This is a genomic window from Ruegeria sp. D4, from assembly GCF_056534475.1.
This window is the reverse complement of record NZ_JBQFPJ010000017.1, coordinates 1-24,477: the sequence shown is the minus strand read 5'-3', so window position 1 is coordinate 24,477 and position 24,477 is coordinate 1. Positions and strand designations below refer to the sequence as shown.

At 60.2% G+C, this 24,477-nt stretch carries 21 protein-coding genes and 1 pseudogene; 5 read left to right on the top strand and 17 right to left on the bottom strand.

Translation table 11 applies throughout. The features are described from left to right. Positions 1–38 precede the first annotated feature (38 nt). The 3 genes from ACR0MI_RS18825 to ACR0MI_RS18815 form a co-directional block, all read right to left on the bottom strand. Positions 39–1,349 (bottom strand): molybdopterin molybdotransferase MoeA, encoded by a 1,311-nt coding sequence (locus ACR0MI_RS18825; RefSeq protein WP_170817023.1) that lies wholly within the window; start codon positions 1,347–1,349, stop codon positions 39–41. 173 nt (positions 1,350–1,522) lie between these two features. After that, the gene (locus ACR0MI_RS18820; protein ID WP_170817022.1) at positions 1,523–2,539 is read right to left on the bottom strand and encodes a succinylglutamate desuccinylase/aspartoacylase family protein; all 1,017 of its coding nucleotides are present in this window, start codon (positions 2,537–2,539) and stop codon (positions 1,523–1,525) included. Further along, positions 2,505–2,651, bottom strand: coding sequence for an MDR/zinc-dependent alcohol dehydrogenase-like family protein (locus ACR0MI_RS18815; protein WP_170817021.1), 147 nt, complete (start codon positions 2,649–2,651; stop codon positions 2,505–2,507). Before ACR0MI_RS18815 ends, ACR0MI_RS18820 begins: the two co-directional genes overlap by 35 nt. Positions 2,652–2,904: 253 nt before the next feature. On the opposite strand from ACR0MI_RS18815, the pseudogene ACR0MI_RS18810 reads away from it, so the two are divergent. The 3 genes and pseudogenes from ACR0MI_RS18810 to ACR0MI_RS18800 form a co-directional block, all read left to right on the top strand. Next, a pseudogene (locus tag ACR0MI_RS18810) lies at positions 2,905–3,075 on the top strand (LysR family transcriptional regulator); the annotation flags it as partial. A gap of 23 nt (positions 3,076–3,098) precedes the next feature. Further along, a complete protein-coding gene (locus tag ACR0MI_RS18805) occupies positions 3,099–3,407 on the top strand; it encodes a LysR substrate-binding domain-containing protein (protein WP_480441199.1) in 309 nt (102 codons plus the stop codon). A gap of 170 nt (positions 3,408–3,577) precedes the next feature. Further along, positions 3,578–4,618 carry an aromatic ring-hydroxylating dioxygenase subunit alpha gene (locus ACR0MI_RS18800; RefSeq protein ID WP_480855188.1) on the top strand — a complete coding sequence of 347 codons (1,041 nt, stop codon included), beginning with the start codon at positions 3,578–3,580 and terminating at the stop codon, positions 4,616–4,618. 170 nt (positions 4,619–4,788) lie between these two features. Here the strand turns inward: ACR0MI_RS18800 and hutU are convergent, their stop codons facing one another. Genes hutU through hutI form a run of 4 tightly spaced genes read right to left on the bottom strand, consistent with a single transcriptional unit; the run spans position 4,789 to position 10,005 of the window. Continuing rightward, positions 4,789–6,471 carry a urocanate hydratase gene (gene hutU / locus ACR0MI_RS18795; protein ID WP_170614027.1) on the bottom strand — a complete coding sequence of 561 codons (1,683 nt, stop codon included), beginning with the start codon at positions 6,469–6,471 and terminating at the stop codon, positions 4,789–4,791. After that, positions 6,468–7,262, bottom strand: coding sequence for an N-formylglutamate deformylase (hutG, locus tag ACR0MI_RS18790; protein WP_170614028.1), 795 nt, complete (start codon positions 7,260–7,262; stop codon positions 6,468–6,470). Before hutG ends, hutU begins: the two co-directional genes overlap by 4 nt. After that, on the bottom strand, positions 7,259–8,797 hold the full coding sequence (hutH, locus tag ACR0MI_RS18785) for a histidine ammonia-lyase (protein ID WP_170614029.1): 1,539 nt from the start codon (positions 8,795–8,797) through the stop codon (positions 7,259–7,261). The genes hutG and hutH overlap by 4 nt, the downstream gene beginning before the upstream one ends. After that, positions 8,794–10,005, bottom strand: a complete 1,212-nt coding sequence (hutI, locus tag ACR0MI_RS18780) for an imidazolonepropionase (protein ID WP_170614030.1) — start codon at positions 10,003–10,005, stop codon at positions 8,794–8,796. The genes hutH and hutI overlap by 4 nt, the downstream gene beginning before the upstream one ends. A gap of 81 nt (positions 10,006–10,086) precedes the next feature. Between hutI and ACR0MI_RS18775 the strand changes: the two genes are divergently transcribed. Continuing rightward, the gene (locus ACR0MI_RS18775; RefSeq protein WP_170614031.1) at positions 10,087–11,451 is read left to right on the top strand and encodes a formimidoylglutamate deiminase; all 1,365 of its coding nucleotides are present in this window, start codon (positions 10,087–10,089) and stop codon (positions 11,449–11,451) included. Here ACR0MI_RS18775 and ACR0MI_RS18770 read toward each other — a convergent pair. After that, positions 11,448–11,987 carry a HutD family protein gene (locus ACR0MI_RS18770; RefSeq protein ID WP_170614032.1) on the bottom strand — a complete coding sequence of 180 codons (540 nt, stop codon included), beginning with the start codon at positions 11,985–11,987 and terminating at the stop codon, positions 11,448–11,450. The two genes, ACR0MI_RS18775 and ACR0MI_RS18770, sit on opposite strands and share 4 nt — an antisense overlap. Positions 11,988–12,064: 77 nt before the next feature. On the opposite strand from ACR0MI_RS18770, the gene ACR0MI_RS18765 reads away from it, so the two are divergent. Continuing rightward, complete coding sequence (locus tag ACR0MI_RS18765) at positions 12,065–12,766, top strand: GntR family transcriptional regulator (RefSeq protein WP_170614033.1); 702 nt, start codon at positions 12,065–12,067, stop codon at positions 12,764–12,766. Between the two features lie 170 nt (positions 12,767–12,936). Here the strand turns inward: ACR0MI_RS18765 and ACR0MI_RS18760 are convergent, their stop codons facing one another. The 9 genes from ACR0MI_RS18760 to ACR0MI_RS18720 all read right to left on the bottom strand — a co-directional run bounded on the left by ACR0MI_RS18760 (position 12,937) and on the right by ACR0MI_RS18720 (position 24,472). After that, complete coding sequence (locus ACR0MI_RS18760; protein WP_170614034.1) at positions 12,937–13,842, bottom strand: LysR substrate-binding domain-containing protein; 906 nt, start codon at positions 13,840–13,842, stop codon at positions 12,937–12,939. Between the two features lie 70 nt (positions 13,843–13,912). Next, positions 13,913–15,256: an MmgE/PrpD family protein gene (locus tag ACR0MI_RS18755; protein ID WP_480855180.1), complete on the bottom strand. Its 1,344-nt coding sequence runs from the start codon at positions 15,254–15,256 to the stop codon at positions 13,913–13,915. Next, complete coding sequence (locus ACR0MI_RS18750) at positions 15,256–16,449, bottom strand: pyridoxal phosphate-dependent aminotransferase (protein WP_170614036.1); 1,194 nt, start codon at positions 16,447–16,449, stop codon at positions 15,256–15,258. Before ACR0MI_RS18750 ends, ACR0MI_RS18755 begins: the two co-directional genes overlap by 1 nt. Continuing rightward, on the bottom strand, positions 16,446–18,113 hold the full coding sequence (locus tag ACR0MI_RS18745; RefSeq protein WP_170619354.1) for a thiamine pyrophosphate-dependent enzyme: 1,668 nt from the start codon (positions 18,111–18,113) through the stop codon (positions 16,446–16,448). The genes ACR0MI_RS18750 and ACR0MI_RS18745 overlap by 4 nt, the downstream gene beginning before the upstream one ends. A 180-nt stretch (positions 18,114–18,293) precedes the next feature. Further along, positions 18,294–19,346: a sn-glycerol-3-phosphate ABC transporter ATP-binding protein UgpC gene (locus tag ACR0MI_RS18740; protein WP_170614114.1), complete on the bottom strand. Its 1,053-nt coding sequence runs from the start codon at positions 19,344–19,346 to the stop codon at positions 18,294–18,296. Next, complete coding sequence (locus tag ACR0MI_RS18735; RefSeq protein ID WP_480441080.1) at positions 19,346–20,593, bottom strand: MGH1-like glycoside hydrolase domain-containing protein; 1,248 nt, start codon at positions 20,591–20,593, stop codon at positions 19,346–19,348. Before ACR0MI_RS18735 ends, ACR0MI_RS18740 begins: the two co-directional genes overlap by 1 nt. Positions 20,594–20,598: 5 nt before the next feature. Continuing rightward, on the bottom strand, positions 20,599–21,807 hold the full coding sequence (locus ACR0MI_RS18730; protein ID WP_170808044.1) for a carbohydrate ABC transporter permease: 1,209 nt from the start codon (positions 21,805–21,807) through the stop codon (positions 20,599–20,601). Further along, positions 21,807–23,042 carry a carbohydrate ABC transporter permease gene (locus ACR0MI_RS18725; RefSeq protein ID WP_170614040.1) on the bottom strand — a complete coding sequence of 412 codons (1,236 nt, stop codon included), beginning with the start codon at positions 23,040–23,042 and terminating at the stop codon, positions 21,807–21,809. Before ACR0MI_RS18725 ends, ACR0MI_RS18730 begins: the two co-directional genes overlap by 1 nt. Before the next feature lie 68 nt (positions 23,043–23,110). Next, the gene (locus tag ACR0MI_RS18720; RefSeq protein ID WP_480855242.1) at positions 23,111–24,472 is read right to left on the bottom strand and encodes an ABC transporter substrate-binding protein; all 1,362 of its coding nucleotides are present in this window, start codon (positions 24,470–24,472) and stop codon (positions 23,111–23,113) included. Positions 24,473–24,477 lie beyond the last annotated feature (5 nt).

Below are 24,477 nucleotides of genomic sequence, written 5' to 3'. Positions count from 1 at the left end.
ACAATAGGGACATAACCTTCAGCTCGGGCACCGAGCGTTCAGAACCGCAACAGTTCCAGCGCGTACCCCTCTGGTAGGGTTTCGACATCCGCAGGGATAATGGCCAACCCGTCCGCCTGCGCCAGCAACGCCACGCGCCCGCTGTAGGACGGTGCCATCAGGTGCAGGCGCGGCCTGCCGTCCGGAGCTGTGCCCCGGATCTGCACCGGGCGAAATTCCTGCCGCCCGGGATGACGCTGCAGCGGTTCCGCCAGCACCGCCTGTTCGGCGACAAGCGGGCTTGGATGCAAACCGGCGCGCCGTGCCATCATCGGCGACCCGATGATTTGCCAGGTAACGTAGGCGGAAACCGGATTGCCCGGCAACCCGATATAAAGCGCATCGCCGTGACGTCCGAACATGATCGGCTTGCCCGGTTTCATGGCCACTTTCATCACATCCGTCTGACCGCCGATTTTGGAAAACAGGCGCGGCATGTGATCCTCGTCGCCTACAGACACGCCGCCGGTTGTGACGATCAGATCGGATGTGTCGCATGCCTGCCGCAAGACCTGTTCCAGCAAAACCGGGTCATCCTCGACCGGGCCGATGTCCGTCAGGTCGATCCAGCGCTTGTCCAGCAGCGCCCGCAGCATATTACGGTTCGAGTTGTAAATCTGGCCGGGGCCAAGGTCTTCTCCGGGCTGGCGTAATTCGCTGCCGGTCGAGAAGATGGTGATCTTGAGCTTGCGGTATACCTTGACCTGGCCAAACCCGGCTGAGGCCAGCGCCGCGACCTCGCGCGCGCCGATCTCGCAGCCGTGACGCAGGATCAGTGCCCCCGCTTTCAGGTCCTCACCCGCGCGGCGGATATGCTGTTCGGCGGTCGGGCGACTTGAGAAGCGGATACCGCCTTTTGTTAGCTCGCAATCCTCCTGCATCAGAATGGCATCGAAGTCATTTGGCACCGGCGCACCGGTAAAGATACGCAAGGCGCTTCCTGCGGGTGCCTGATGCGCGCCGCTGTCCCCGGCGGCCACGCGCCCGGCGACGGGCAGATCAAAGACCGGCCCCGCGCCCAGATCGCGAGTGCGGATCGCGTAGCCATCCATGGCAGAGTTGTCGAAGGCGGGCATGTCAGTTTTGCTGAGGCAATCCTCGGCCAGAACCCGGCCAATCGCCTCAGTCAGCGGTACGGGCTTTGTTTCGACAATCGGATTGGCGGCGGCCAGCCCCCGTGTCAGGGCGTCAGCCACGGACACGTACAGGTGGGCGTGCCGGTCGCAGGCGCATCCATCAGCCATCTGTGTTTCTCCGGGTTCAGCCGAATGCAAGGACAACCCCGGCAAATCAGCGTCAACACTGTTCATGATCGGACGGGTCGCAACCCGGCCAACAAACCGCGCCCAATGGACACCGAGACCCGAGCGCTGTCCTTGACATAGGTCACAGTTCGTCGCCACTTGCCTGAACACGTCCCCCATGCCCATGCTGTGATTGTCGGTCTGCGGCAGAATCTCGGCCGGCCCACGCAGCCTATTGGCTAAATTGCGTAGTCCCCGCAAATCATCAGCAGGTGATCACCGGGTGAGACCAAAGGGTTTCGACGCGTGACGCAAACGACTCCGTTCTGCTGAGTCGTCAATGACGCAGGTGGGTGCCCGATGTTGTGTATGTCATACAAGGTCGCAACGACCTGTCCTTTGCCGACCTCGCCACCAAGCTGCACGTGAAGGTCAATCAACCCCTCAAAATTGCTGGTGACATGCGAGCAGTCTGCACCCACATCAACAAAACGGGTCATGGCAGCATCCGCGGGTTCCGTCATGACCTCATCGGCTGCGAAAAGCCCTAGGTTAGACAGAACACGGCAGCAGCCCGACCAGCCAATCTGGAAAGAGCGGGTGGTCATCGTGCCCATCCCCCCAAGCTCGCAGGAAAGGAATTTTTTGCCCTGACGATAGGCTTCCGAGTCGAAATCTGCACCCTCGTCGGACGTTCGGCTTACCATTGTAAAATCGGCACCAAATTGGCGCGCAAGATCAATATTGTCTGCATTCAGCGCCGCATCATTCCCCAGGCAAACGAACGCGCAGTCAATGTAGCGCGTCGCAGTTCCCCCTGAGTGAAAATCCAGAATGATGTCGGATTGCGGGATCAACTCCTGTGACACGAACCGGGCAATAGCAGCCGTCGGTCCGGGAGCATGTGTCCCGGGGAACGCCCGGTTCATATTTCCCTGATCCAGTGGCGACACACGGGTACGCGCACGCACGGCAGGCGCATTCAATGCCGGCAGCACAATGATGCGCCCGTTCAGCTGCTCCGGCTCGAGCTCTCTCAGCATCCGGTGAAGGATAAGCTGCCCTTCGTACTCGTCCCCGTGGTTGCCCGCCGTAAGTAGCACCGTAGGTCCGGCCCCACCGCACAACACGCCAATGGGAACGCGAATGGTGCTGAAAGCAAGCGCATTGTTGGACAGGGTCACGTCGATGAAACCGGTCCGCTTGCCCGGACTTACAAGATCAAGCGAGCATCGGACCGGGCAATTCTGAACCATCGAGGCACCTTCTGAAAATGTCACGTTTGTCAGCGGCTTCAAATTCGACCACCGCGCGCATGCTCTCATCTTTATGGTTGAGATCAAAGCCTTCGTTGATCTGATCTTGCATTGGCCATCAGTGATCATCGGATCGCTTTTTGGGCCAATCAACAATTCGGGGGGCGCCCCCCTGACCAGAAGCTCCCCGCGGTGCCGCTCTTCGCCAATTCCGATCTGTGGCCAGCTCGAACGGCCGGGTTGGTGTCCACCTATGTTGCTTAAGGCCTATAGGTGAAAGCCGTCGGTCATGTCGCCGCTTCTTGTGTTCATACCTGAACTGGATCTGTTTTCTTCAGACGCCAAGTTGGGTAGCCTGCATCACAATGCAGTTTTCTAAACTTCGCCAAGCGGTATATATGCGTCGACCCCCCCTCCCCTCCCTCCGGGCCTTGCAAACATTCGAGGTGTTTGGGCGTACCAATTCCGTCGCCGATACCGCGCGGGAGCTGAACGTCACACCCGGTGCGGTCAGTCAGCAGCTCAAGGTGCTGGAAGAACAAACCGGTCGCGCGCGCCCCTGCTCTGCACAGACTGGGGGCCCGGCTTCGAAGACGTCCCGGACTGGGAAGACTGGTTTGCAGCGAACGATATCGACGCCTCACCACGACGGAAGGATGCCGTCTTTTCGCTGTCCAGCCTAGCTTTGGATGCCGCCATTCAGGGACGTGGTGTGGCGCTGGCGCAAACGTCTTTTGTTCAACGGGACTTGCAGATGGGCTATCTGTGTCGCCTGTCCGAACAGGAAATACCATTGCCCAGACCCTATCTGGTCTGCTGGGGTGAAGGCGCGCTGGATGAACGAACGGCACGCAGCTTTCTGGACTAGATTCTGCAGGCAGGACGGGACGTCTCAAGATCGCTCGGAAACTCCTCAAGAGATCGGTAAAATGATTTAGTTTTCCTGAACAACAAGGCAGGCAGCAATACTATACAAGCCCGCATTCCCCGCACATAAGTTCCTAAAGCTCGAACAAACTATTCTGCGGGAGGTGAACCGTGTTTCTGAAAAATGCCTGGTACGTTGTGGCCTGGAGTTCCGAGATCACTCATGAGCTGCGGCAAATCCGGGTTCTGGGCAAGAAAATCTGTGTCTATCGGACCCGGGCCGGTGAAGTTGTCGCGCTGGAGGACGCCTGCCCGCACCGAAAACTGCCGCTGTCAAAAGGCCGCATGAAAGGCGACGATGTGGAATGCGGCTATCACGGGCTGACGTTCGACTGCGTCGGTCAGTGTGTCTCGGCCCCCGGCAAAGGGCGCATCCCATCCTCGGCTAAGGTGCATTCCTATCCCGTGCACGAAAAATACGAACTGGTCTGGATCTGGATGGGCAATCCGGCCATGGCCGAGCCTTCCGAGATCTTCGAGATCGAGCATTACGACGACCCCGACTGGGGCATAAACCGTGGTGCGGCGATGGAGATCAGGTGCAACTATCTGTACATGATCGACAACCTGTTGCCTCCAACCCATGTCGCGTGGGTGCACCAAAGCTCTTTCGCGCAGGATGCCACGAAGGACACGCCGCTGTCGGTTACAAAAAAGGACAACGGCATCGTCGTGCATCGGTGGATGATGGATGTGGAACCTGCCCCGTTTTACAAGAAGGTGGTCGAGTTCGAAGGCAATTGCGACCGGCTTCAGCACTATGAAGTGCACTATCCCAGCCATGCGCTGATTAAGGCCGTCTTCACCCCTGCTGGTACTGGGGGGCCGGACGGACCGCTGCATGCGCGGACCTTCATCATGGACAGCTACAACTTCATGACGCCGACCTCGGAAACCGAGACCCGGTATTACTGGTTTCAGCTGCGCAACATCCGCCCGGACGACGCCGAGCTTTCCAGGATGATGAGTGAGGATGTCCGCCACGCATTCGAAGAAGACCTGGCCGTTCTCGAAGAGGTTCAGATCGGCATGGACGAAAAGGAAAGCCCCCATATCGACCTGAGCATCGACGGAGGCCAGCTGCGGTTCCGCCGCCAACTGGAAGCAATGATCGCCGAAGAGGCGATGGTCGATGCCAAGATGGAGGGCTGAGGCGGCCGGGAATGTCCGTTAGTATCGGGTCGCCCAAGATAAGGGAGCACGCGATCACCACTGCGTTCGAACCTGAATTCAGGTGCCGCAAGGCCTAGGCCTTGCGGGCTTCCGTGGCAATCGCAATCTTCAGTACAGATGCGGAGGGGCAACCCCTCCGCCACTTACATTTACCCCAGGATGCCGGGCAAGCGCAGGCCATGTTCGCGGGCGCAGTCTTTTGCGATGTCATAGCCGGCGTCCGCGTGCCGCCAGACTCCCGAGGCCGGGTCGTTCCACAGGACGCGCTCAAGCCGTTTGGCGGCCGCATCCGTGCCGTCGGCGCAAATCACGACGCCTGCGTGCTGGCTGAACCCCATTCCGACCCCGCCACCGTGGTGCAGCGACACCCATGTGGCGCCCGAGGCAGTATTGACCAGCGCGTTCAGCAGCGGCCAGTCACTGACGGCGTCCGAGCCATCCAGCATTGCCTCTGTCTCGCGGTTGGGTGATGCGACCGAACCGCTGTCCAGATGGTCGCGACCAATGACGACAGGTGCTTTCAACTCGCCGTTCCTGACCATTTCGTTGAACGCCAGCCCGGCGCGGTGACGGTCGCCCAGCCCGATCCAACAGATGCGCGCGGGCAGGCCCTGGAAGGCGATACGCTCCTGCGCCATGTCGAGCCAATTGTGCAGATGGGTGTTCTCGGGGAACAGTTCCTTCATCTTGGCGTCGGTCTTGTAGATATCCTCGGGGTCGCCCGACAGCGCACACCAGCGGAACGGGCCAATACCACGGCAGAACAGCGGACGGATATAGGCCGGGACAAATCCGGGGAAGGCAAAGGCGTTTTCCAAACCCTCATCCTGTGCCACCTGCCGAATGTTGTTGCCATAATCCAATGTCGGAACGCCTGCGTTCCAGAAATCGACCATGGCGGCCACATGTTGTTTCATCGAGGCCCGTGCCGCTTTTTCGACCGCCTTGGGATCGGTTTCGCGCTTGTCTTTCCACTGTGCCATGGTCCAGCCCAGGGGCAGATAACCGTTGACCGGGTCATGTGCCGAAGTCTGGTCGGTGACGATATCGGGACGCATGCCGCCGGCCTGCATCCGGGCATAGATTTCGGGGAATATTTCGGCGGCATTGCCGAGGAGGCCGACGGATTTCGCCTCTCCCGCTTTGGTCCAGCGGTCGATCATCTCAAGCGCCTCGTCCAGCGTCTCGGCCTTTTCGTCCAGGTATTTGGTGCGTAGGCGGAAATCGATGCTGTCGGGATTGCACTCGACCGCTAGACAGCAGGCCCCGGCAAAGACGGCGGCCAGAGGCTGTGCGCCACCCATGCCGCCCAAACCGCCAGTCAGGATCCATTTTCCTTTCAGATCGCCGCCATAATGCTGACGTCCGGCCTCGGCAAAGGTTTCGTAAGTGCCCTGAACAATGCCCTGCGTGCCAATATAAATCCACGAGCCGGCGGTCATCTGGCCGTACATCATCAGGCCCTTCTTATCGAGCTCGTTGAAGTGATCCCAGTTGGCCCAGTGCGGCACGAGGTTCGAGTTGGCGATCAGCACACGTGGAGCATCGGCATGGGTGCGCACGATGGCCACCGGCTTGCCGGACTGCACCACCAGCGTTTCATCCTCTTCCAGATCCTTGAGGCTGGCGACGATGGTGTCAAAATCTTTCCACGTCCGCGCGGCGCGCCCGATGCCGCCATAGACCACCAGTTCATGCGGGTTTTCAGCAACGTCCGGGTGCAGGTTGTTCATCATCATCCGCAGGGGGGCTTCGGTCATCCAGCTTTTGGCGTTCAACTCAGGGCCGGTTGGCGGAAAGATGTCGCGGGTGTTCTTGCGTGGGTCGGTCATGGGGCAAGCTCCAGTGCAGTGTCTTGGATGGCGTCCAGAATGTCGGAAAGCCAGCGGCGCAGGCGGGTGGCCTTGCGGTCGTCATAGGACCAGGGCGGGCTTTCTGTGGTCAGGTAGGTGGATTGGGCCAGTTCCATCTGAATGGCGTGCAGACCCTCAGCCGGGCGGCCATAGTGCCGGGTTGTCCACCCGCCCTTGAACCGCCCGTTCAATACGGTGCTGTAGGGGGACGAGGCGGCAAATTCATGGGCAATGGCCTCGATCTGGGGCGCGCAGGTTGTCCCGCCATTGGTACCCAGATTCATGTCCGGCAGGACACCGTCAAACAGGAATGGAATGTGGCTGCGGATCGAATGACAGTCATACAGAACCGCAATTCCATGGATCGCCTTCACCCGCGCCAGTTCGGCCTCGAGCGCTGCGTGATACGGTGCATGGAACGTCTCGCGGCGCTCGGTGATCTCTGCCTCGGAAGGTGGCTGGTCCCAGATGTCATGCCCGTCGAAATCCGTCAGCGGCACCAGCGTCGTGGTGTTCTGCCCGGGATAGAGAGACACGCCCGACGGATCACGGTTGGCATCAATCACATAACGGTGGAATGTGGCCCGCACCGTGGTGGCCCCCGGAAGAAGCCCGTCGTAAAGCCGGTCAATATGCCAGTCCGTATCGGCCAGTTCCCGGCCGCGGTCGTTCAGCCTGGCCTTGATGTCAGGCGGAACGTAGGTGCCCGTATGGGGCAGCCCAAGCACAAGGGGGCTGTCGCCCCGAATGTTTTCCATCGGATGGGTCATGCGCCAAGCCCGGGCATTTCTATCTCTGTGCCATTGGCAATCTCACCACTGGCAATCAGAACCGAGGCGGCTTCGATATCCGGGGCGGTATAGCGGTCATCGCCAAGGGGAGGAACCACCGCGCGCAGACGCGCCATCACGCCCTGCAGGGTTTCACTGGTGGGCAGCGGCGCGCGGAACTCGATCCCTTGCGTGGCGCAAAGCAGTTCGACCCCCAGAATGCGTTCCAGATTGGTCACCATCTGCCCCAGACGTCGTGCACCATGAGCGGCCATGGACACGTGATCCTCCTGATTGGCCGAGGTCGGGGTAGAGTCGGTCACGCAGGGGTTGGCCAGATGCTTGTTCTCGCTCATCAGGGCGGCGGTGGTGACCTCGGCAATCATAAGCCCCGAGTTCAGCCCAGGATTGGGGGTCAGGAAGGGCGGCAGGTCAAAGCTGAGCACCGGATCGACGATCAGGGCGATACGGCGCTGCGCAATGGCCCCGATTTCCGCAATCGCCAGCGCGATCATATCGGCGGCAAACCCCACGGGTTCAGCATGGAAATTGCCACCCGAGACGATGAGCCCCGCGTCGGCCAGCACCAGCGGGTTGTCGGTCGCGGCATTGGCCTCGATCTCGAGCGTCGTGGCGGCCTGTCGCAGGACGTCCATCGCGGCACCCACGACCTGCGGCTGGCAGCGGATGCAATAAGGGTCCTGCACCCGCGTGTCGCCCTCGCGATGACTGTCGCGGATCACCGATCCGGCCAGCAATGCGCGCATGGTGGCTCCGGCCTCAATCTGGCCGCGATGGCCCCGCAATGTGTGAATCTCGGGCTGCAATGGCGCGGTTGACCCCATAATCGCGTCGGTGGTCAGCGCCGATGTCACCAGCGCGCTTTGAGCGGCCTGCCACGCACCAAAAAGACCGGCCAAAGCAAACGCGGTCGAAAACTGGGTTCCGTTGATCAGGGCCAGACCTTCTTTGGGGCCAAGTTCGACCGGGGTCAGACCGGCTGCGGCCAGTGCTTGGTCGCCCGGCATCACGGTGCCGCCAAACTCGGCCTCGCCTGCGCCCATCATCACCGCTGCCATATGCGACAAGGGCGCAAGATCACCTGACGCGCCCACGGACCCCTGCGCTGGGATCACCGGTGTCACGCCCTTGTCCAGCATCGCCTCAATCAGGTCGATCAGTTCCAGCCGCACACCGGATGCACCGCGCCCGAGGCTGAGCAGTTTCAGCGCCATCATCAGCCGCGCATGGGCGCGCGGAATGGCCGGCCCCACCCCACAGCAATGGGACAGGATCAGGTTGCGCTGCAGGGTCGCCGTATCTTCGGCCGCGATCTTGACGCTGGCCAGTTTTCCAAACCCGGTATTGACCCCGTAAACCGCCGCTTCGCCCGCTGCCGCATCGGCAATGCGCGCATGGGCAGCTTCGATACCGGGGCGGCAGGTCGGGTCCAGCCGAACCGCGCATTCTTCCCGGTATGCCTGTTCCAGTTGCGCCAGAGACACAGAGCCGGGGGTGAGTGTCAGGGTGGTCAATTGAGTTCTCCGAGTATGCGGGAATGAAGCGGGTTGAAGCCGATGCGATAGGCCAGTTCAGCCGGGTGCGTTGCATTCCAGACGGCAAGATCGGCGCGCAAACCGGGGGCGATACGGCCGCAATCGTCCAGGCGCAGTGCGCGGGCCGCATGGGTGGTGACACCCTGCAGCGCCTCTTCGGGCGTCATCCGGAACAGGGTGCAACCCATGTTCATCGCCAGCAAAAGCGAGGTCATTGGCGCAGAACCCGGATTGCAATCAGTGGCCAGCGCCATCGGTACCTTGTGCTTGCGCAGCAGGTCGATTGGCGGGGCTTGTGTTTCGCGCAGGGTGTAGAAGGCCCCGGGCAAGATGACGCCGACCGTGCCGGCAGCCGCCATGGCCTGAACGCCGTCCTCGTCCAGATATTCAATGTGATCGGCTGAGATCGCCCCGTAGGATGCGGCAAGTTTCGTGCCGCCCAGATTGGACAACTGTTCGGTATGGCATTTGATCGGCAGTCCCAATTCTGTGGCCGCATCGAACAATGGCACCAGTTGCTCGGGCAGGAACGCAATCCCTTCGCAGAAGGCATCCACCGCGTCCACCAACCCTTCCGCATGGGCGGCACGCAGGGTCGGAATGCAGATTTCGGTGATATACGCTTCGGGGCGGTCCTGATATTCAACCGGAACTGCATGGGCGCCCAGAAAGCTGGTCACGACCCGGGCAGGGCGATGTCGTGGCAGCGCCCTTGCCGCGCGCAGCATGTTCAATTCGGTTTCTTTATCCAGCCCGTAGCCGGATTTGACCTCGATCACCGAAACACCTTCGGCCAGCATCGCATCCACTCGTGGCAGCGCCTGCGTGACCAGATCCTCCAAACTGGCAGAGCGCGTCGCCTTTACGGTCGAGATGATGCCACCGCCTGCACGCGCCACTTCTTCATAGCTGGCGCCGTTCAGCCGCATCTCGAACTCGACCGCGCGGTGGCCGCCAAAGACCACATGCGTATGACAGTCAATAAATGCAGGTGTCACCAGTCGACCCTCGAACGAGGTCCGGGGCAGCGCTGCAAATTCAGCGGGCAGTTCGGTCTGCGGACCGACCCAGGCGATACGGCCATCCACAGCCGCAATCGCGGCATCCTCGATCAGACCATAGGCATTGGCAGCTTCCAACATCGTCGCTGCGTGCAGATCGGTGAACAGATGATCGCGGGCCTGCATTCGAATACCCCTCCCCTGCAATTCTCTCTTTTCTGGTACAGGTCTTTATGTCATATGTCTATCCATAAAGCGGAGACACACATGACAGCCATATTCGCAAATCGCGCCCTGCTGCCCACTGGCTGGGCAGAGAACCTGCGGCTTGAGGTCGAAAGCGGGCGGATTGCGCGCCTGACCCCGGATTCCGCGGCGTGTGATGAAGATACCCGCGTCGACATTCTGCTGCCTGCCTTGTCGAACCTGCACAGTCACGCCTTCCAGCGCGCCATGGCCGGGATGACCGAGTATCGTCTGGCCGGTCGCGACAGTTTCTGGACCTGGCGCGATTTGATGTATCGCTTTACCGGCCACCTCAGCCCCGAACAGGTTCAGGCCATCGCGGCGTTGGTTTATCTTGAGATGCAGGAGGCCGGATATGCCGCGGTCGGCGAATTCCACTATCTGCATCACCAGCCGGACGGGACGCCTTATGACCGCCTTGCCGAGCTGTCGGACCGGATCATGGCCGCTGCCGCCGAGACCGGGATTGGACTGACGCATCTGCCGGTGCTCTATTCCTATGCGGGCGTCGGGGAAAAGCCGCTGGAGAGTGGCCAGCGCCGCTTTGGCAACGATGTGGACCGTTTCTGCAAATTGGTGGAGCAAGCCCGTGGCGCGCTTGGTGATCTGCCAGATGACTGCCGGGTCGGCATCGCACCGCATTCCCTGCGTGCCACCTCGCCAGCAGATTTGGCGCAGGTTATCGCCGCGCAGGGCGCTGGCCCGATCCACATTCACATCGCCGAACAACCGAAGGAGGTGGCTGAAGTGCAGGCGGGTCTGGGTGCGCGCCCGGTTGAATGGCTGCTGGACAATGCGCCGGTCGATGCCAACTGGTGCCTGATCCACGCCACGCATATGACTGAGGCCGAGACCTGCGCCATGGCTGGCAGCGGTGCCGTTGCGGGCCTCTGCCCCGTGACCGAGGCCAATCTGGGCGATGGTCCCTTTAACGGCCCTACTTACCTAATTGCAAACGGCGCCTTTGGCGTGGGTTCGGATTCCAACGTGTTGATATCCCTGACTGAAGAGTTGCGCACACTGGAGTATTCCCAGCGTCTGCGCGATCTGTCGCGCAATGTGATGGTCGTAGGTGAGGGCTCGGTCGGGCGGACGCTTTATTGCGGCGCGGCAGAGGGTGGCGCGCAGGCGCTTGGCCGCGATGCGGGGCAGATTGCCGAGGGCAAGCTCGCCGACCTCGTGGCTGTGGACGGCCAAAACCCAGCCTTGTGTGCCTTGCGCCCGGACCAGCTTCTGGACGGGCTAGTATTTGCCGCAAAGGACCATGTGGTGACAGATCTGTGGTCTGCCGGCCGCCATCGCGTGCAAAATGGCCGCCACGTGGCACGGGACCAGATCATCTCCGGCTACCGGGCCGCCATGGCCGGGCTTTTGTCTGGTCTCTAGGCCCGAACCTGTGCAAATCGGACAGACAGGACTATGGCATCAGGGGCCGGAGTGACGGTTAAGGCGTCTTCCGGCCATTCCGCCTCTCCCGCGATCAACTGAGCACCAACTGATGTGACAGCCAGACCCTTCGCAACAAAGACGAAGCTAAACGGTGCCACATCGAAATGTTGTGCACCGATATGAACATCCACGCTGGCCGTGATAGCCTGCGGATCGTAAATCACATTGAATGCCCGGCACGGCCCGCCCAGCAGCCGCGCATTCAGCGGCAACGCCCCATCGAAATACAGCGGCTTGAACGGCCGGGCCTTATAAATGTCGGTCGAGCCTTGCAAATTCAGCCCGGCCCCGTCGATGATCGTGTGCACCCGCGCAAGACCCGGAAAGCGCGAGAATGGCCCGTCACGGCCGATCTCGGCAACGCTTATGCGCCAGTCGAGTTGATTTTTGATCCGCTGGACGGCCAGTTCACGGGTCACGCCACCGCCATTGGCCCAGGGGGCGGCTGCCGTCTCCTCAAGCCTGATACGCATGCGGGTCAATTTCTTTGCATGTTGTCATTAATCTGGACATAATATGAATATGGGCAAAATGATATAGTGAGCAGAACTTGACCGAGCAGAAAAACATAGGCTTTCAGGCGATCCGCGATGAAGTGCTGAACCGCATCCAGACGCGTGTCTGGCCGCAGGGCAGCCTGCTGCCGACCGAGCTGGAACTGGCGGCTGAGTTCGGCTGCGCCCGGGCAACGGTCAACCGGGCCCTGCGCGAACTGGCAGATCAGGGGATCGTCACCCGTAAACGCAAGGGCGGCACCCGCGTGGTCACCATGCCGGTCAAACAGGCAAAACTGCCCATTACCGTGGTTCGTCAGACCATCGAAGAGATGAATGCCGAATACCGTTATGCGCTTGTCAGCCGAACTGTCATTGCCTGCCCGGCCTGGCTGCAGGCCAAGTTGGGCCTGCCCGAGGCGGCGCAGGTCCTTCATCTGTCCTGTATGCACCACGCCGACAACCGCCCTTTCCAGTTCGAAGAGCGTTGGATCAATATCGACGCCGTGCCCCATGTTGCGAACGAAGATTTCCTGACAGTTGGTCCCAACGAATGGCTGCTGGCTGAAGTACCCTTTTCAAATGCGGAAATCGCCTTTTCGGCCGTTCCCGCCACAGGCCCGTTGCAGGACTTTTTGTCCGTCCCGTCCGGAACACCGCTGTTTCAGCTGGAACGCACGACATGGTTTCAGAACAAACCCGTCACGTTCGTGCGCATGACATTCCACCAAGGCTATCAGATGCGCACAACCTATTGACTGTGGTCGCCCTCAGGCATTGTCCGGCAGTCGAAGAATACGGGTATATCCCAGTTGAAACCTGTTCAGCTTGAGACCAGCCTTCTAATGCCGACGCCTCAGGTTTCCGCAACAGCGCGCACAGGTGCATTTCCCGTCGCTGAATTATTTCAAGCGCGAAACAGAACAACCTACCTGAGCAGGAATTCTCTGGCGCAAATGCGCAGCAGCCAGTTGCGGAACTGGGTGACCGCACGCGACCCGTCGGCGCGGTACGAGGTCAGCAGGTAGTAGGCATTGCCGGTCGGAAGGCTCAAATCAAGGGGCGCAACCAGTTGGCCCTTACGCCGGCTTTCCTCACCAAAAGGGCGGCGGTCCATGGCCCAGCCCAGCCCGCTTTTGGCGGCCTGCAGTGCGTTCGAGCGATTGTCCATCTCGGCGACCGGTTTCCACGAAATCTCGCTCAGACCAGCTGCCGAAAACCAACGGCTCCACTCATTCGCGTGGTGGTTGCTGCTGATCAGAGGCTCGGACTGCATCTCTTCGGGCAAGGGAATGCTGCCTCTGGCTTCCAGATATTCGGGGGCGCAAACCGGCTGGATGATCTCATCGAACAGCTTGACGCAGCGGGCCTCCTGCGGGGGTTTGTCGGCAAAGACGATCGCCATGTCGATGTCGCTCCCTGCAAGGGTGATTTCCTCGGGCATGGTGATGATTTTGACGTTCACGTTCGGCGCTGCCTCGCGCAGGTTGGGCAGGTTCGGTATCAGCCACATATTGGCCAGTGACTGGTACATATGGACTGACACGGTCTGCTCGCTCTTGTCGCCGGTATATTCGGCGAAAGCGGCATCAAGCGTGTCCAGGGCTTGGCGCACTGGGCCGAACAGCGCTTTCCCTTCGTCTGTCAGTTCCACGCTCTGAGGCGCTCCGCGCTTCAATAGGGTCGTGCCGACAAAGGTTTCGAGTGACCGGATCTGATGGCTCACGCCCGAGGCCGTGATATTGAGCTCGCGCGCGGCCTCGATGTTGCGCCCCAGCCGTACGACGGCTTCGAACGCGCGAATGGCGGCAAATGGCGGTATCTTGCGTGACATCTGAACATCCGGTTAAGGGCCAACGTGCGGACCCTAGAACAAATGATACGCTGCTCCCAGCCCTGTCCCCTTATACGGGAGCCGTGCACAGATCGAACAGATGCCGCAGGTCTTGTGCTGCCAGTTGATCGAACTGCGCGGACAGGTCTCGGATTTCTTCGGCTCGGGTTTCACCCAAAACCGGAACGGCGAGCATGCGGAACTTTTGGGTGATCTGGTCGTCGCTGAGTGCCATGTCCGCGTCACCGCGCGGTGTGCGGGGCTCATCCACGATCCGCTGACCGTTCCTGAGGATGATTGTCACCTGCGCCCAGCGTTTGTCGGTACTTATGCGGGTCATTTCCGGATCGTCTATCAGCTTGATGGTGCGGCTTACGCGCAGGATGTCGGGGTCGCGTAGGGCTTCGGCGCTCAGTTCGTCGACGCCCACCTGACCGCGTACGAGCATCGCGGCGACGGGAAAGGCGATTGCATAGGCGAACTCATCCTGAGTTTGCGGTTCGTGACCGGCCAGCCGTGTTGCATAGTGGAAGGTGCGGATTTCGACGCTGTTCACCTGTTCGTGGGTGAAGCCGTGTTTCTGCATCATGTCGTGTACGGAATCGAGCGAGGGATGGGCCCAGCGGCAGCAGGGATAGGCCTTGTAATGCGTGTGGTCGACCAGCCGCCAGCCGGTGCCCAGATCGGCCCAGAATTCCGCGCCGTCTTCTCCCTCGCAGGTCAGCGCCGGGGCACCGGTGAACCCTTCCATTGCAAGATAAGCCGCCGTCACCCCCGAGGGCGCGCCCCAACCGACGCCATCGCGAACCATGGTGGGATGGTCGATGCAGCGCATCATCTGGCTGCGGGGGCCATGGTATTCCCCGATCCCCGCGGCCTGCCGGATCTGTTCCGCTTTACCACCCAGCAGTTTGGCTCCAGCGGCGGCGACCCCTACGGCGGTCCACGCCCCCGAGGTGTGATAATCAGCGCAGGTTGCGTGTTGCACCAACCCGGCACGGTAGGAGACTTCGTATGCGGTGGCGAGGATTTCGGCAAAGCGCCTGCCGTCGATCTGATTGCCGCTGGCCTGTGCCATTGCGATCAACGCCGGGAACACGGCTGAACCCGCATGACCTTTGCAAGGGGTGGTGCCGTCATGGGCGTCGATGCTGTCCACTGTGAATGCGCCGGCCATGGCGGCCCCGACAGGGCTGACCGAGCTGCCATCCATCAGCATCTTCGCCGAACCAGATGTGCCCGCCCCGAATATCATCGGTGCAACGCGGCGTGCGATGCCCGACATTTCGGTGGTCACGCCGACGGCCGCCACGCCGATCGTGTCGACAAAGGACCGGCGCAGCGTCCACAGGACGGTTTCGGGCAGATCATCATGGCGCAGATTGGCGGCGAAATGGTCGAATCTGTGTCCCATCAGCTCAGCACGTCCACGGCGGATTTCATGCGCTTCAAACCTTCCGATATGTTGTTTTCAGACGTTGCGATTGACATGCGATAGAACGGATCACATGAAAATCCGGGCCCGGGGACCACGACGACCCCATGTTCCAGAAAATAGGCCGCCAGTTCGGTCGAGCTGGTCAGTATCTTACCCTCGGGCGTCCGGCGTCCAAACAATCCGCCGCATTCGGGCATCAAATAGAACGCGCCGCCGGGGCTCTGTGTTTGCAGCCCTTCGATTTCGGCCAGCCCGGTCAAAGCCTGATCGCGGCGTTTCTGGTAGATGGCGCACCAGTCCTTCAGGAATTCCTGCGGCCCGGTCAGAGCCGCCACTGTCGCCGCCTGACTGATCGAGCACGGACCGCCATTGGTCTGGCTGAACAGGCTGCGAATGCCGTTGGTCCACCATTCGGGCCCACCGGCAAACCCGATGCGCCAGCCCGTCATGGCGTAGGATTTCGACACGCCGTTCACTGTCAGTATCCGCTGCTGCAGGTCCGGCGCGACAGCAGCCAGTGTCGCGAACTCCGCGCCATCGAAAATGATGTGTTCGTACAGATCGTCCGAGATCACATTGACCTGCGGATGGCGTCTGAGGACCACGGCCAGCGCCTCCAGCTCGGTGGCCGAATACACGGCTCCGGTCGGATTGGAGGGTGAGCAGATCATCATCAGCCGCGTCCGGGGTGTGATTGCCGTTTCAAATACTTCGGGCGTCAGTTTGAAGCAGCTGTCTGCAGTGTCGACCAAAACCGGCGTTCCGCCCACGGCCTGCACCATACCCAAGTGCGAGGCCCAGAGTGGTACAGGCAGGACCATCTCGTCCCCTGGGTTCAGGACTGCCTGAATGGCGGTTGCCAGCAATGGCTTCGCGCCTGAACAGACGATGATTTCTTGTGCAGAGAAGGTCAGGTTGTTGTCGCGGCGGAACTTTTCGATCACGGCCGCCTTGACGGCTCCGTTTCCGTCGGTCGGAGTGTACCGTGTGTCGCCCGCCCGAATGGCGGCAATCCCGGCCTCGCAAACATGGGCGGGTGTGTCGAAATCCGGCTCGCCCACGGAAAAGTCGATCAGATCGGCCCCGGCCTGCCGCATTTCGAAGGCTTTGTTGAAGACACCGATGATCGGTGATGCGGGCAGCGCGTCGACCAGTCGGGACAGCATCATGATGCCTCCGCCAGATCGGTCAGGGTCAGATTGGGGCCAAGACTGTCGGGGCCAACAAGAATATGGATGACGGCGGCTTTTCCGGATGCCATTGCGCGTTCCAGCGCGGGTGCGAAATCGGCGGTCGTCTCAACCCGCTCGCCATGTGCGCCATAGCCTTGCGCGACGACCGCGAAATCGGGGTTTGTCAGTGAAGTGCCCGAAATACGCCCGGGATGCTTTCGCTCCTGATTGGTGCGAATGGTGCCGTACATGCCGTTGTCAACGATGATGAATATAGGATCGAGCCCATATTGAATTGCCGTCGCCAACTCTTGCCCGTTCATCAGAAAATCACCATCCCCGGCGACGTAGACGGCCGGTGCATAGGGGCGCGCCACCTTGGCGGCGACCGCCGCCGGAACGCCCATTCCCATCGCGCCGGAAATCGGGGCCAGAGCGCCCAGAAACTGACGGTAGTCGAAATGGATGTTGGGCCAGTCGGCCGCGTTGCCCGCACCGGTGGTCATCGTAGTTTCCCGAGGCAAAGTGGAGTTCAGCACGCACATCACTTCGGCCATGTCGACCGGGCCGCGTTGGACAGGCAGGGCCCGCATCGCCTGGTAATCGGCACGCGCGCGGGCAGGCGAGTGGCGTTTTGCGACCGGCAGCAAGGCCAGGGATTTTGCAGCTTCGTTCGGGTCGGCCAGAATGGGCAGGTCGGCCTGATAGAGCCGTCCCAGATCCTCGGGGCCCGGCAGGATGTGCACAAGCTTGCAATCCGGTTGGGGCGATTGGATGAGGCTGAATTTCAGTGTGGTCCCGTCATTCAGGCGCGCGCCCAGTGCGATCACCAGATCAGCAGATGTCGCGTATTCATTTGGCATCGGATTGCCGCCAAAACCCAGATTCCCGATAAAATTGGGGTGGTCATGCGGAAACAGACCCTGGCGGCGGAACCCTACGGCAACCGGAAGCCCGTGGTCTTCGACAAAGCGGATCGCGGCTGCATGCCCCTCTTCGGTCCAGCAGGTGCCGCCTAACAGCAGCAGCGGGCGCTCGGCTTCGGCCAGAAGCGCGGACACCTGTTCCAGATCGGCCGGTGTGGGTGCGGGAGGGGTCAGTTTGACCTTTGGCAGATCTGCGGCGTCGGTCAGTTCGGCCAGCATATCCTCGGGCAGGGCCAGCGCCACCGGGCCGGGCCGTCCCGAAAGGGCGGTGCGAAAGGCGCGGTTCACATATTCCGGGATGCGGGCGGGATCGTCGATTTCGGCCACCCATTTCACCATATGGCCCAGAAACCGACGGTAATCGACCTCCTGAAACGCCTCCTTGTCGCGATGAGTGCGCGGGATCTGACCGATCAGCAGGATCAGCGGAGTCGAGCCCTGTTGCGCAGTATGCACCCCGATGGAGGCATTGGTCACCCCGGGGCCCCGTGTCACGAAACAGACCCCGGGCTTGCCTGTGGCGTCCGAATACGCCGCCGCCATGAAGGCCGCGCCGCCCTCTTGCCGTGTCGTGTAGTACTTTAGTGTGTTCGAGCAATCATGCAGCGCATCCAGGGCCGCTAGGTAACTTTCACCGGGGACACCGAAAATGGCCTCAACACCGTTGACCCGCAGCATGTCGATCAAAACCTGTCCGCCTGTCCGCATCACATTGCCTCCTGTTTCAGAGTCCATGTTTTTCAGTCGGAAGCAAAGATCGAAACTGAATTCTTCACGCCGGGATTGAGGTAAATTCATCCCGAAGGGGCGCCCGGAAAAACATCCAGGCCGTGCGACGTGCAAACGGGCGGCGCATGCCTACTTCGGGCCATGTCACGGGTGCAATTGTGTCGACCTTAGCCTTTAGAATCCCATTTACACATCAACGCTTTGATCCTCGACATCGAAGAAATGCAGGAATTCTGGTGCAAGGTGCAACCCAACCGTTGCGCCAGGCTGCAATTCGGTATCACCGGTGATGCGGACTGTAACTTTGTCTTCGCCACCACAATCGAGGATCAGGAATGTGTCTGCGCCAAGATACTCAATAACCTCGATAACGCCATCACACTGACCTGCACCTTGTGCTACGACCTTAATATGTTCGGGGCGGATGCCCAACCGTGTCGCGGCTACAGCCCGATCATAGGTTCCACTGCCACCCCCCGAAAGGCGGTAAGAACCATTGTCGGTCGTGCACGGCAGGATGTTCATTTTCGGGCTGCCGATGAATTGGGCTACGAACAGGTTCGCTGGATGCTCATATAATTCGCGCGGAGTGCCGACCTGGGCGATATGACCGTATTCCAGCACGACGATCCGGTCTGCCAGCGTCATCGCCTCGACCTGATCGTGCGTGACGTAGATCATGGTACGTTTCAGGTTCTGGTGCAGTTTGGCGATCTCGTAGCGCATTTCGACGCGCAACGCGGCGTCGAGGTTCGAAAGAGGTTCGTCAAACAGGAATGCGGTGGGATCACGCACGATTGAGCGGCCGATAGCGACACGCTGGCGCTGACCACCTGAAAGGTCCTTAGGCCTGCGTTCCAGAAATGGCGTCAGTTTCAGCACCTCCGCAGCCTTGCTGACCTGGGCGTCGATGTCTGTTTTTGGGGCACCGGCAACCTTCAGCGAAAACCCCATATTCTCGGCCACGGTCAGATGGGGGTAAAGGGCGTAGGATTGAAACACCATGGTTAGACCGCGTTTCGAAGGCGGGTGATCGGTGACGTCGTTGTCGTTGATCAGAATTGCGCCGCGCGAAGTATCTTCAAGGCCGCCGATCATACGCAACAGGGTGGATTTACCGCAGCCCGATGGGCCTACGAACACGATGAACTCACCTTCGTCTATGTCAAGGTCAATGCCCTTGATGACCTGAACGTTACCAAACCACTTTTCGACCGCGTTGAGCTTGATGCTGCCCATCAGTTCCTCCCTGCCCAGATCAGCCAAACGGCGGCTGTCCATGTAAACGAATTCCCGCCCGCGGGACTGCCGGTATTGGGATCGAAGTATTCAGCAAACCCGAAATTGGAAATCAACGCGGCGGTTTTGGCGCGCAGGTCTTCCGCTTCGGCCTCATGGCCCATTTCGGCAAGGCCAATGCCGATCATCATGTTCATGATCGCCCAGGTTGGTCCGCGCCAGTATCGGCGGGGATCGAATTTCGGGCTTTCTGTGTCGTGGCTGGGAATAGGGTGCGGGACCGTTTTCTGAACTTTTCGGAGCCTTTCCAGCATTTCGGGTGACTCGATGCCGGCAAACCAGCACATGAAGGAAGCGTTCGAGATACTGTTCGCCCAGTCGCCGCTATGGGCATCGCGCGAGTCAAAAGACCCCAGATCGGCATTCCACAGCGACCGCGCGCCCTCCTCCAGCCGGGCGATGTCGTTGCTCAAGCTGTCGGTTTCCAGACCGAGTTCGGTGCCTACGGCCAACAGATCGCGGGCCGCGCGTAAGGTGGTGAAGGTCATTGTCGGGTCCGCCACGCGGAACGGGTTCTTACGGAGTAAGGTCTTCTGATCCCATCCGGCCTCGCGTCCGATCTGAACCAGCTTGATGTACCGGTCATAGTCGAACTTGGTGGGCCGGTCGTCGCTGTTGACGTGGCTTGTGTCCCGGCGGACATATTCGCCCACGTCCGAGGCATCCATACGTGCCATCGCCTTGTCCCAGTCCGGAGCGTTGTCGCGGCCCGCCTCCCAGGGGTGGGTGGTGCAGACAGCCCCCAGATCGTCCAGCCGCCATTTCATGATCCAACGGTGCCAGGCCAGCATGGCAGGGAACAGCGCGCGAATACGAGCTTCGCCCAGTGTCCGGTCCTTGTCCCAGATAAGGCGTGCCATGGTGGCCGCAATGGGTGGCTGGATGATGCCCGACGACGGGATCGGGCCGTTGCATCCCCAGACATCCGGTCCAGGGAAATACCCAGGATCGGGTTTGTGAAACAGGATATGCGGGACCATCCCGTCAGCCCATTGTCCCGAGAACAGCGTCTCAAGCTCAATCCAGGCGCGATCTATGTCAAATTCGGCAAACCCAAGCGCGGCGATCGCGCTGTCCCAGTTCCATTGATACGGATACAGCCCTTCGGTCGGGATGGTGTAGCCTCCCCGGTCATTGGCGATCAGGATATTGCGCGCCTCGCGGTCGGGGTTCGTATGTTGGTTCATCTGTGTCATCCTTTGACGGACCCCGCAGTCAGGCCCTTGGTCATGAAACGTTCAAGCCCCAGGAACAGCGCCATGATCGGGACAGTGGCGATGACGGCACCGGCCATCAGGTGCTGACGGGGAATTTCTGAGGAATTCAGCATCGTGACCCCTCGGGTCAGGGTGAATTTTGACGGATCGTCCAGCAGCATGAAGGCCAGCAGGAACTCATTCCAGGCGATCATGAAGACGTAAAGCGAGACCGACGCCAGAGCCGGCAGGCTGAGCGGAAGGGTGATCTTCCAGATCACCGACAGGCGTGACAACCCATCCATCAAACCGGCTTCCTCGACCTCGGTCGGCAAGCCGCGAAAATAGCCTTGCAACATGTAGAGCGCGACCGGGATAGTTGTCACCGGATAGATCATGACAATGCCAAGGATCGAATTGCGCAAGCCGGTCAGAGAGAATGCGATATAGATCGGCAGCGCCAGTACGATCATCGGGACCATGTAGATCAACAGGATCGAGCGTGAGAACGCCTTTTGCCCCTTGAACCGGAACCGCGCAACAGCGTAGGCCCCGGGGACGCTGAAGGCCAGCGTAATGAATACCGTGAGGACCGAGACGTAGAAGGATGTCCACAAATAGGTGCCGAAATTGAAGTCACGGAACAGCTCGGTATAACTGCGGAAAAGTGCGGTGCCCTGGCTCAGGTCGACCGAGAAATCCAGCGGATTTTGCAGCAACGCCTGCTGGGATTTCAGGCTGGTCATCACCATGACGTAAAACGGGATGACCACGATGGCCGTGAAGAAAATATACCCGAAGCCGGTGCAGAACCGGATTACCGCATCCTCGAATTCGTGCCGGGTCAGCTCTCCGAACGGGGTTTCCCTGAGAATTGCAGCCAACGAGACGTGAATTACGGCGGCCATTGCCAGAACAGTAACCAGGACTGCCTGCACCGACGTGTCCGGGCCGATCAGAACGGGGCCAAACCCGGTCAGGCCGGACAGGCCCAGCATGGCCGATATACCCAGGCGGGCCGGTGCATGGTGCGCCGGGAACCGGATGTAGATCCATCCTGCCAGCGCACCCCAGATCAGGCAGAGCAGTATCTGGGGACGAAATGCCGCCCCGGTGGAAAACGACATGGTGACGGCAACGGTTGTCGCGATGACAACCAGCCAAAGCGCGCCCAGAATTGGGCCGGTTATATACCCTTTGCGCATCACAGACCCTCCTCACGGCTAATGAAGCGGAAGAAGACAAAGCTGAAGGCAATCAGGCACACCAGGATCACCACCGCCACCGCCGCACCGGCGCCGATGTTCGATATTGCAAAAGCCTGTTCATAGACATTCACGGTCAGCGTGCGAGTGCCCGCATTGCCGCCGGTCAGCAGGAAGATGTCATCGAATTTGTTGAACGTCCAAATGAAGCGCAGCAGGAACAGCACTGACAGGATACCCAGCAATTGCGGGATGCTCAGCCACCAGAATTTCTGGAATGGCGAAGCCCCGTCCATATCCGCCGCTTCATACATGCTGGAGTCGATAGATTGCATCCTGGCGAGGATGAACAGGAAGGACAGAGGGAAATAGCGCCAGATCTCAAACACTGTGACCATGATCAGGGCCAATGGGCGTTCACCGAAGAAGTTGATGGGATCGCTGGTCAGTCCCATCTGCACCAGCAACGCGTTGGCGGAACCTGAGAATGGGTCGAATAGCGTGACCCATGTGAAGGCGACCGCAATCACCGGGGCAACGTAAGGGAACAGGTAGAGGCCTCGGATGATGCCCTGCCCCCTGAAGCTTTTGTTCAGCAGCAGGGCCGCAAAGAGGCCCATGACCAGCGCACCGATTGTGCCGAATACAGTATAGAACAGAGTGACCCAAAGAACGCCCCAGAATTCTTTCCCGTCAAAGACGCGGGCAAAGTTTTCGAGGCTGAATTCAAGGCTGGTCAGTACATTCGGCCCGCTGCCGGTGACTTTCGGCTCTGATCCCTCGACCGCATCCTCGACCGCATCCGGGTCGCCGTCGAATGTGACCGGGATGCGGATACGCTCACGCTGTCCACCCTGCAAAGTGCCGAAATCGCAAAACAAGTCCTGCCCGTCCAGAACACATGGCGCAACGACTTCTCCGGCGGTCACCCCGTCAGGAAGAACATCGGCCAGGGTCACGCCTTCGATCGCGATCTCCTGGCTGGAGTTGCGCAAGCGGTATTCGATCCGCAGATCGTCGCCCGATCCGCGCAGACTTTCACGGACAACCGGCGCGGGTGGGCGCAGGTCGGACAGGGAAAATGGCTTGAAGCTGATCCAGATGATTGCCAGCAACGGCAGGATCACGACAAGCGACACACTGATCACGGTCGGAGCCAGCAGAGCCCAGGCCATACGCGCCTCGCGTTTGGCAAGTGCCCCGGTTCCGGTCGGTGGGGTTACCGAAGAAGACATGGAAGACCTCGGAGAGGGTTGGGTGCAGCGGCGCGCACGCCGCTGCGGTTTCCGATTGAGAGACGGTTCTACTGAACTTTGGCCAGTTCGTCGTTCATGGCCGCTACGGCCTGGGCAGCGTCGATTTCATCGTCGATATACTGACGAACGACACGGTTGATGGCCTGCGAGTTGATCATTTTTGATGCCAGGGACAATTGCGCCTCGGTCACGCCCCAGCGTTGTGCGACGTCAAGACCACCGACGATTTCGTCGATCATCGCCTGATCATAAAGCTCACCCAAGGGTGCCTTGCGATCCACCCCGACCGGCAATTCGGCCCAGGCTTCTGCAAAGGCCGTCGGATTTTCGGCATTGCCTCGGCGGACCGGGAACTTGCCCTCGGGCGCGATTGCCAGCGTCTGAGTATAGCCGTCATCCATGGCGTATTTCACGAATTCCATGGCTGCATCGGTGTCCGCGTCGCTGGTGATGCCGAAATACCGGACGTCACCCCAGGCCGCGCCGTCAGGATTGGAAGGGCCGGACAATTTGGTCACGATACCTGTCTTGCCCGCCAGATCACGCGAGGTCGGGTCGTCGTTGATGGTCGGCGGAGCGCTATCGCGCAGACCGGCCAGCTCGTCCAGAATGAAAGGCGACCAGATGATCATTGCCGCTTTGCCGTCAAAATACAGCTCGCGCGATTGCTTCCAGTACAACTCTCCCGGAGGTGAGGCTTTGGAAATCGCCTTGTAGAAATCCAGAACTTCGGTGGTTTTGGCTTCGTCCAGTGGTTGGAAGCCATCCGGACCAACCGGGCTGACGCCATTGGCGAGGAAAACATGCTCCAGAACCTGGCTCATGAAGTTCTCATCGACTTTGGTGGCGGACACGAACCCGTACATCTCGGGCGGATTGTGCAGTTTTTCCAATGCCGCCTGAATATCGGCAAAGGAATCCGGGGCTTCGAGACCGTTTTCCTCAAACAGGTCCTTGCGATAGACGACCATCTGGGTCCAGCCGTCTACAGGCACCGATGCGGTTTCATCGTTGAACGCGGCCATCGCGATCGCTCCGGGTGCGAATGTATCAGCGCCCAGTTCTTCGATCACTTCGGAAGCGGCTTCTGTGTCCAGAATGCCTGCTTCTGCCCATGGCAGGGCATATTGCAGGGTATGGTAAATCACGTCCGGCAGATCGCCGGCGGCAAACGCTGCGGTTGCGCGCGTGCCCAGATCGCTTTCCGTCACCGGGATCACCTCGACGGTGGTGCCTGTATCGGCTTTGAACTGATCAGCCATTTCCTGCTGTTTTGCCAGGCGTTCGGGCTGTTCTTCCGTGGTCCAGAAGCGAATGGTATCAGCTTCCGCCGACTGCGCTGACAAGGTCAGTGCAAGGGGTGTCCCAAGCAAAAGCCTGTCCGCATGGGATGCGATGCGAATAGTCACTCGGT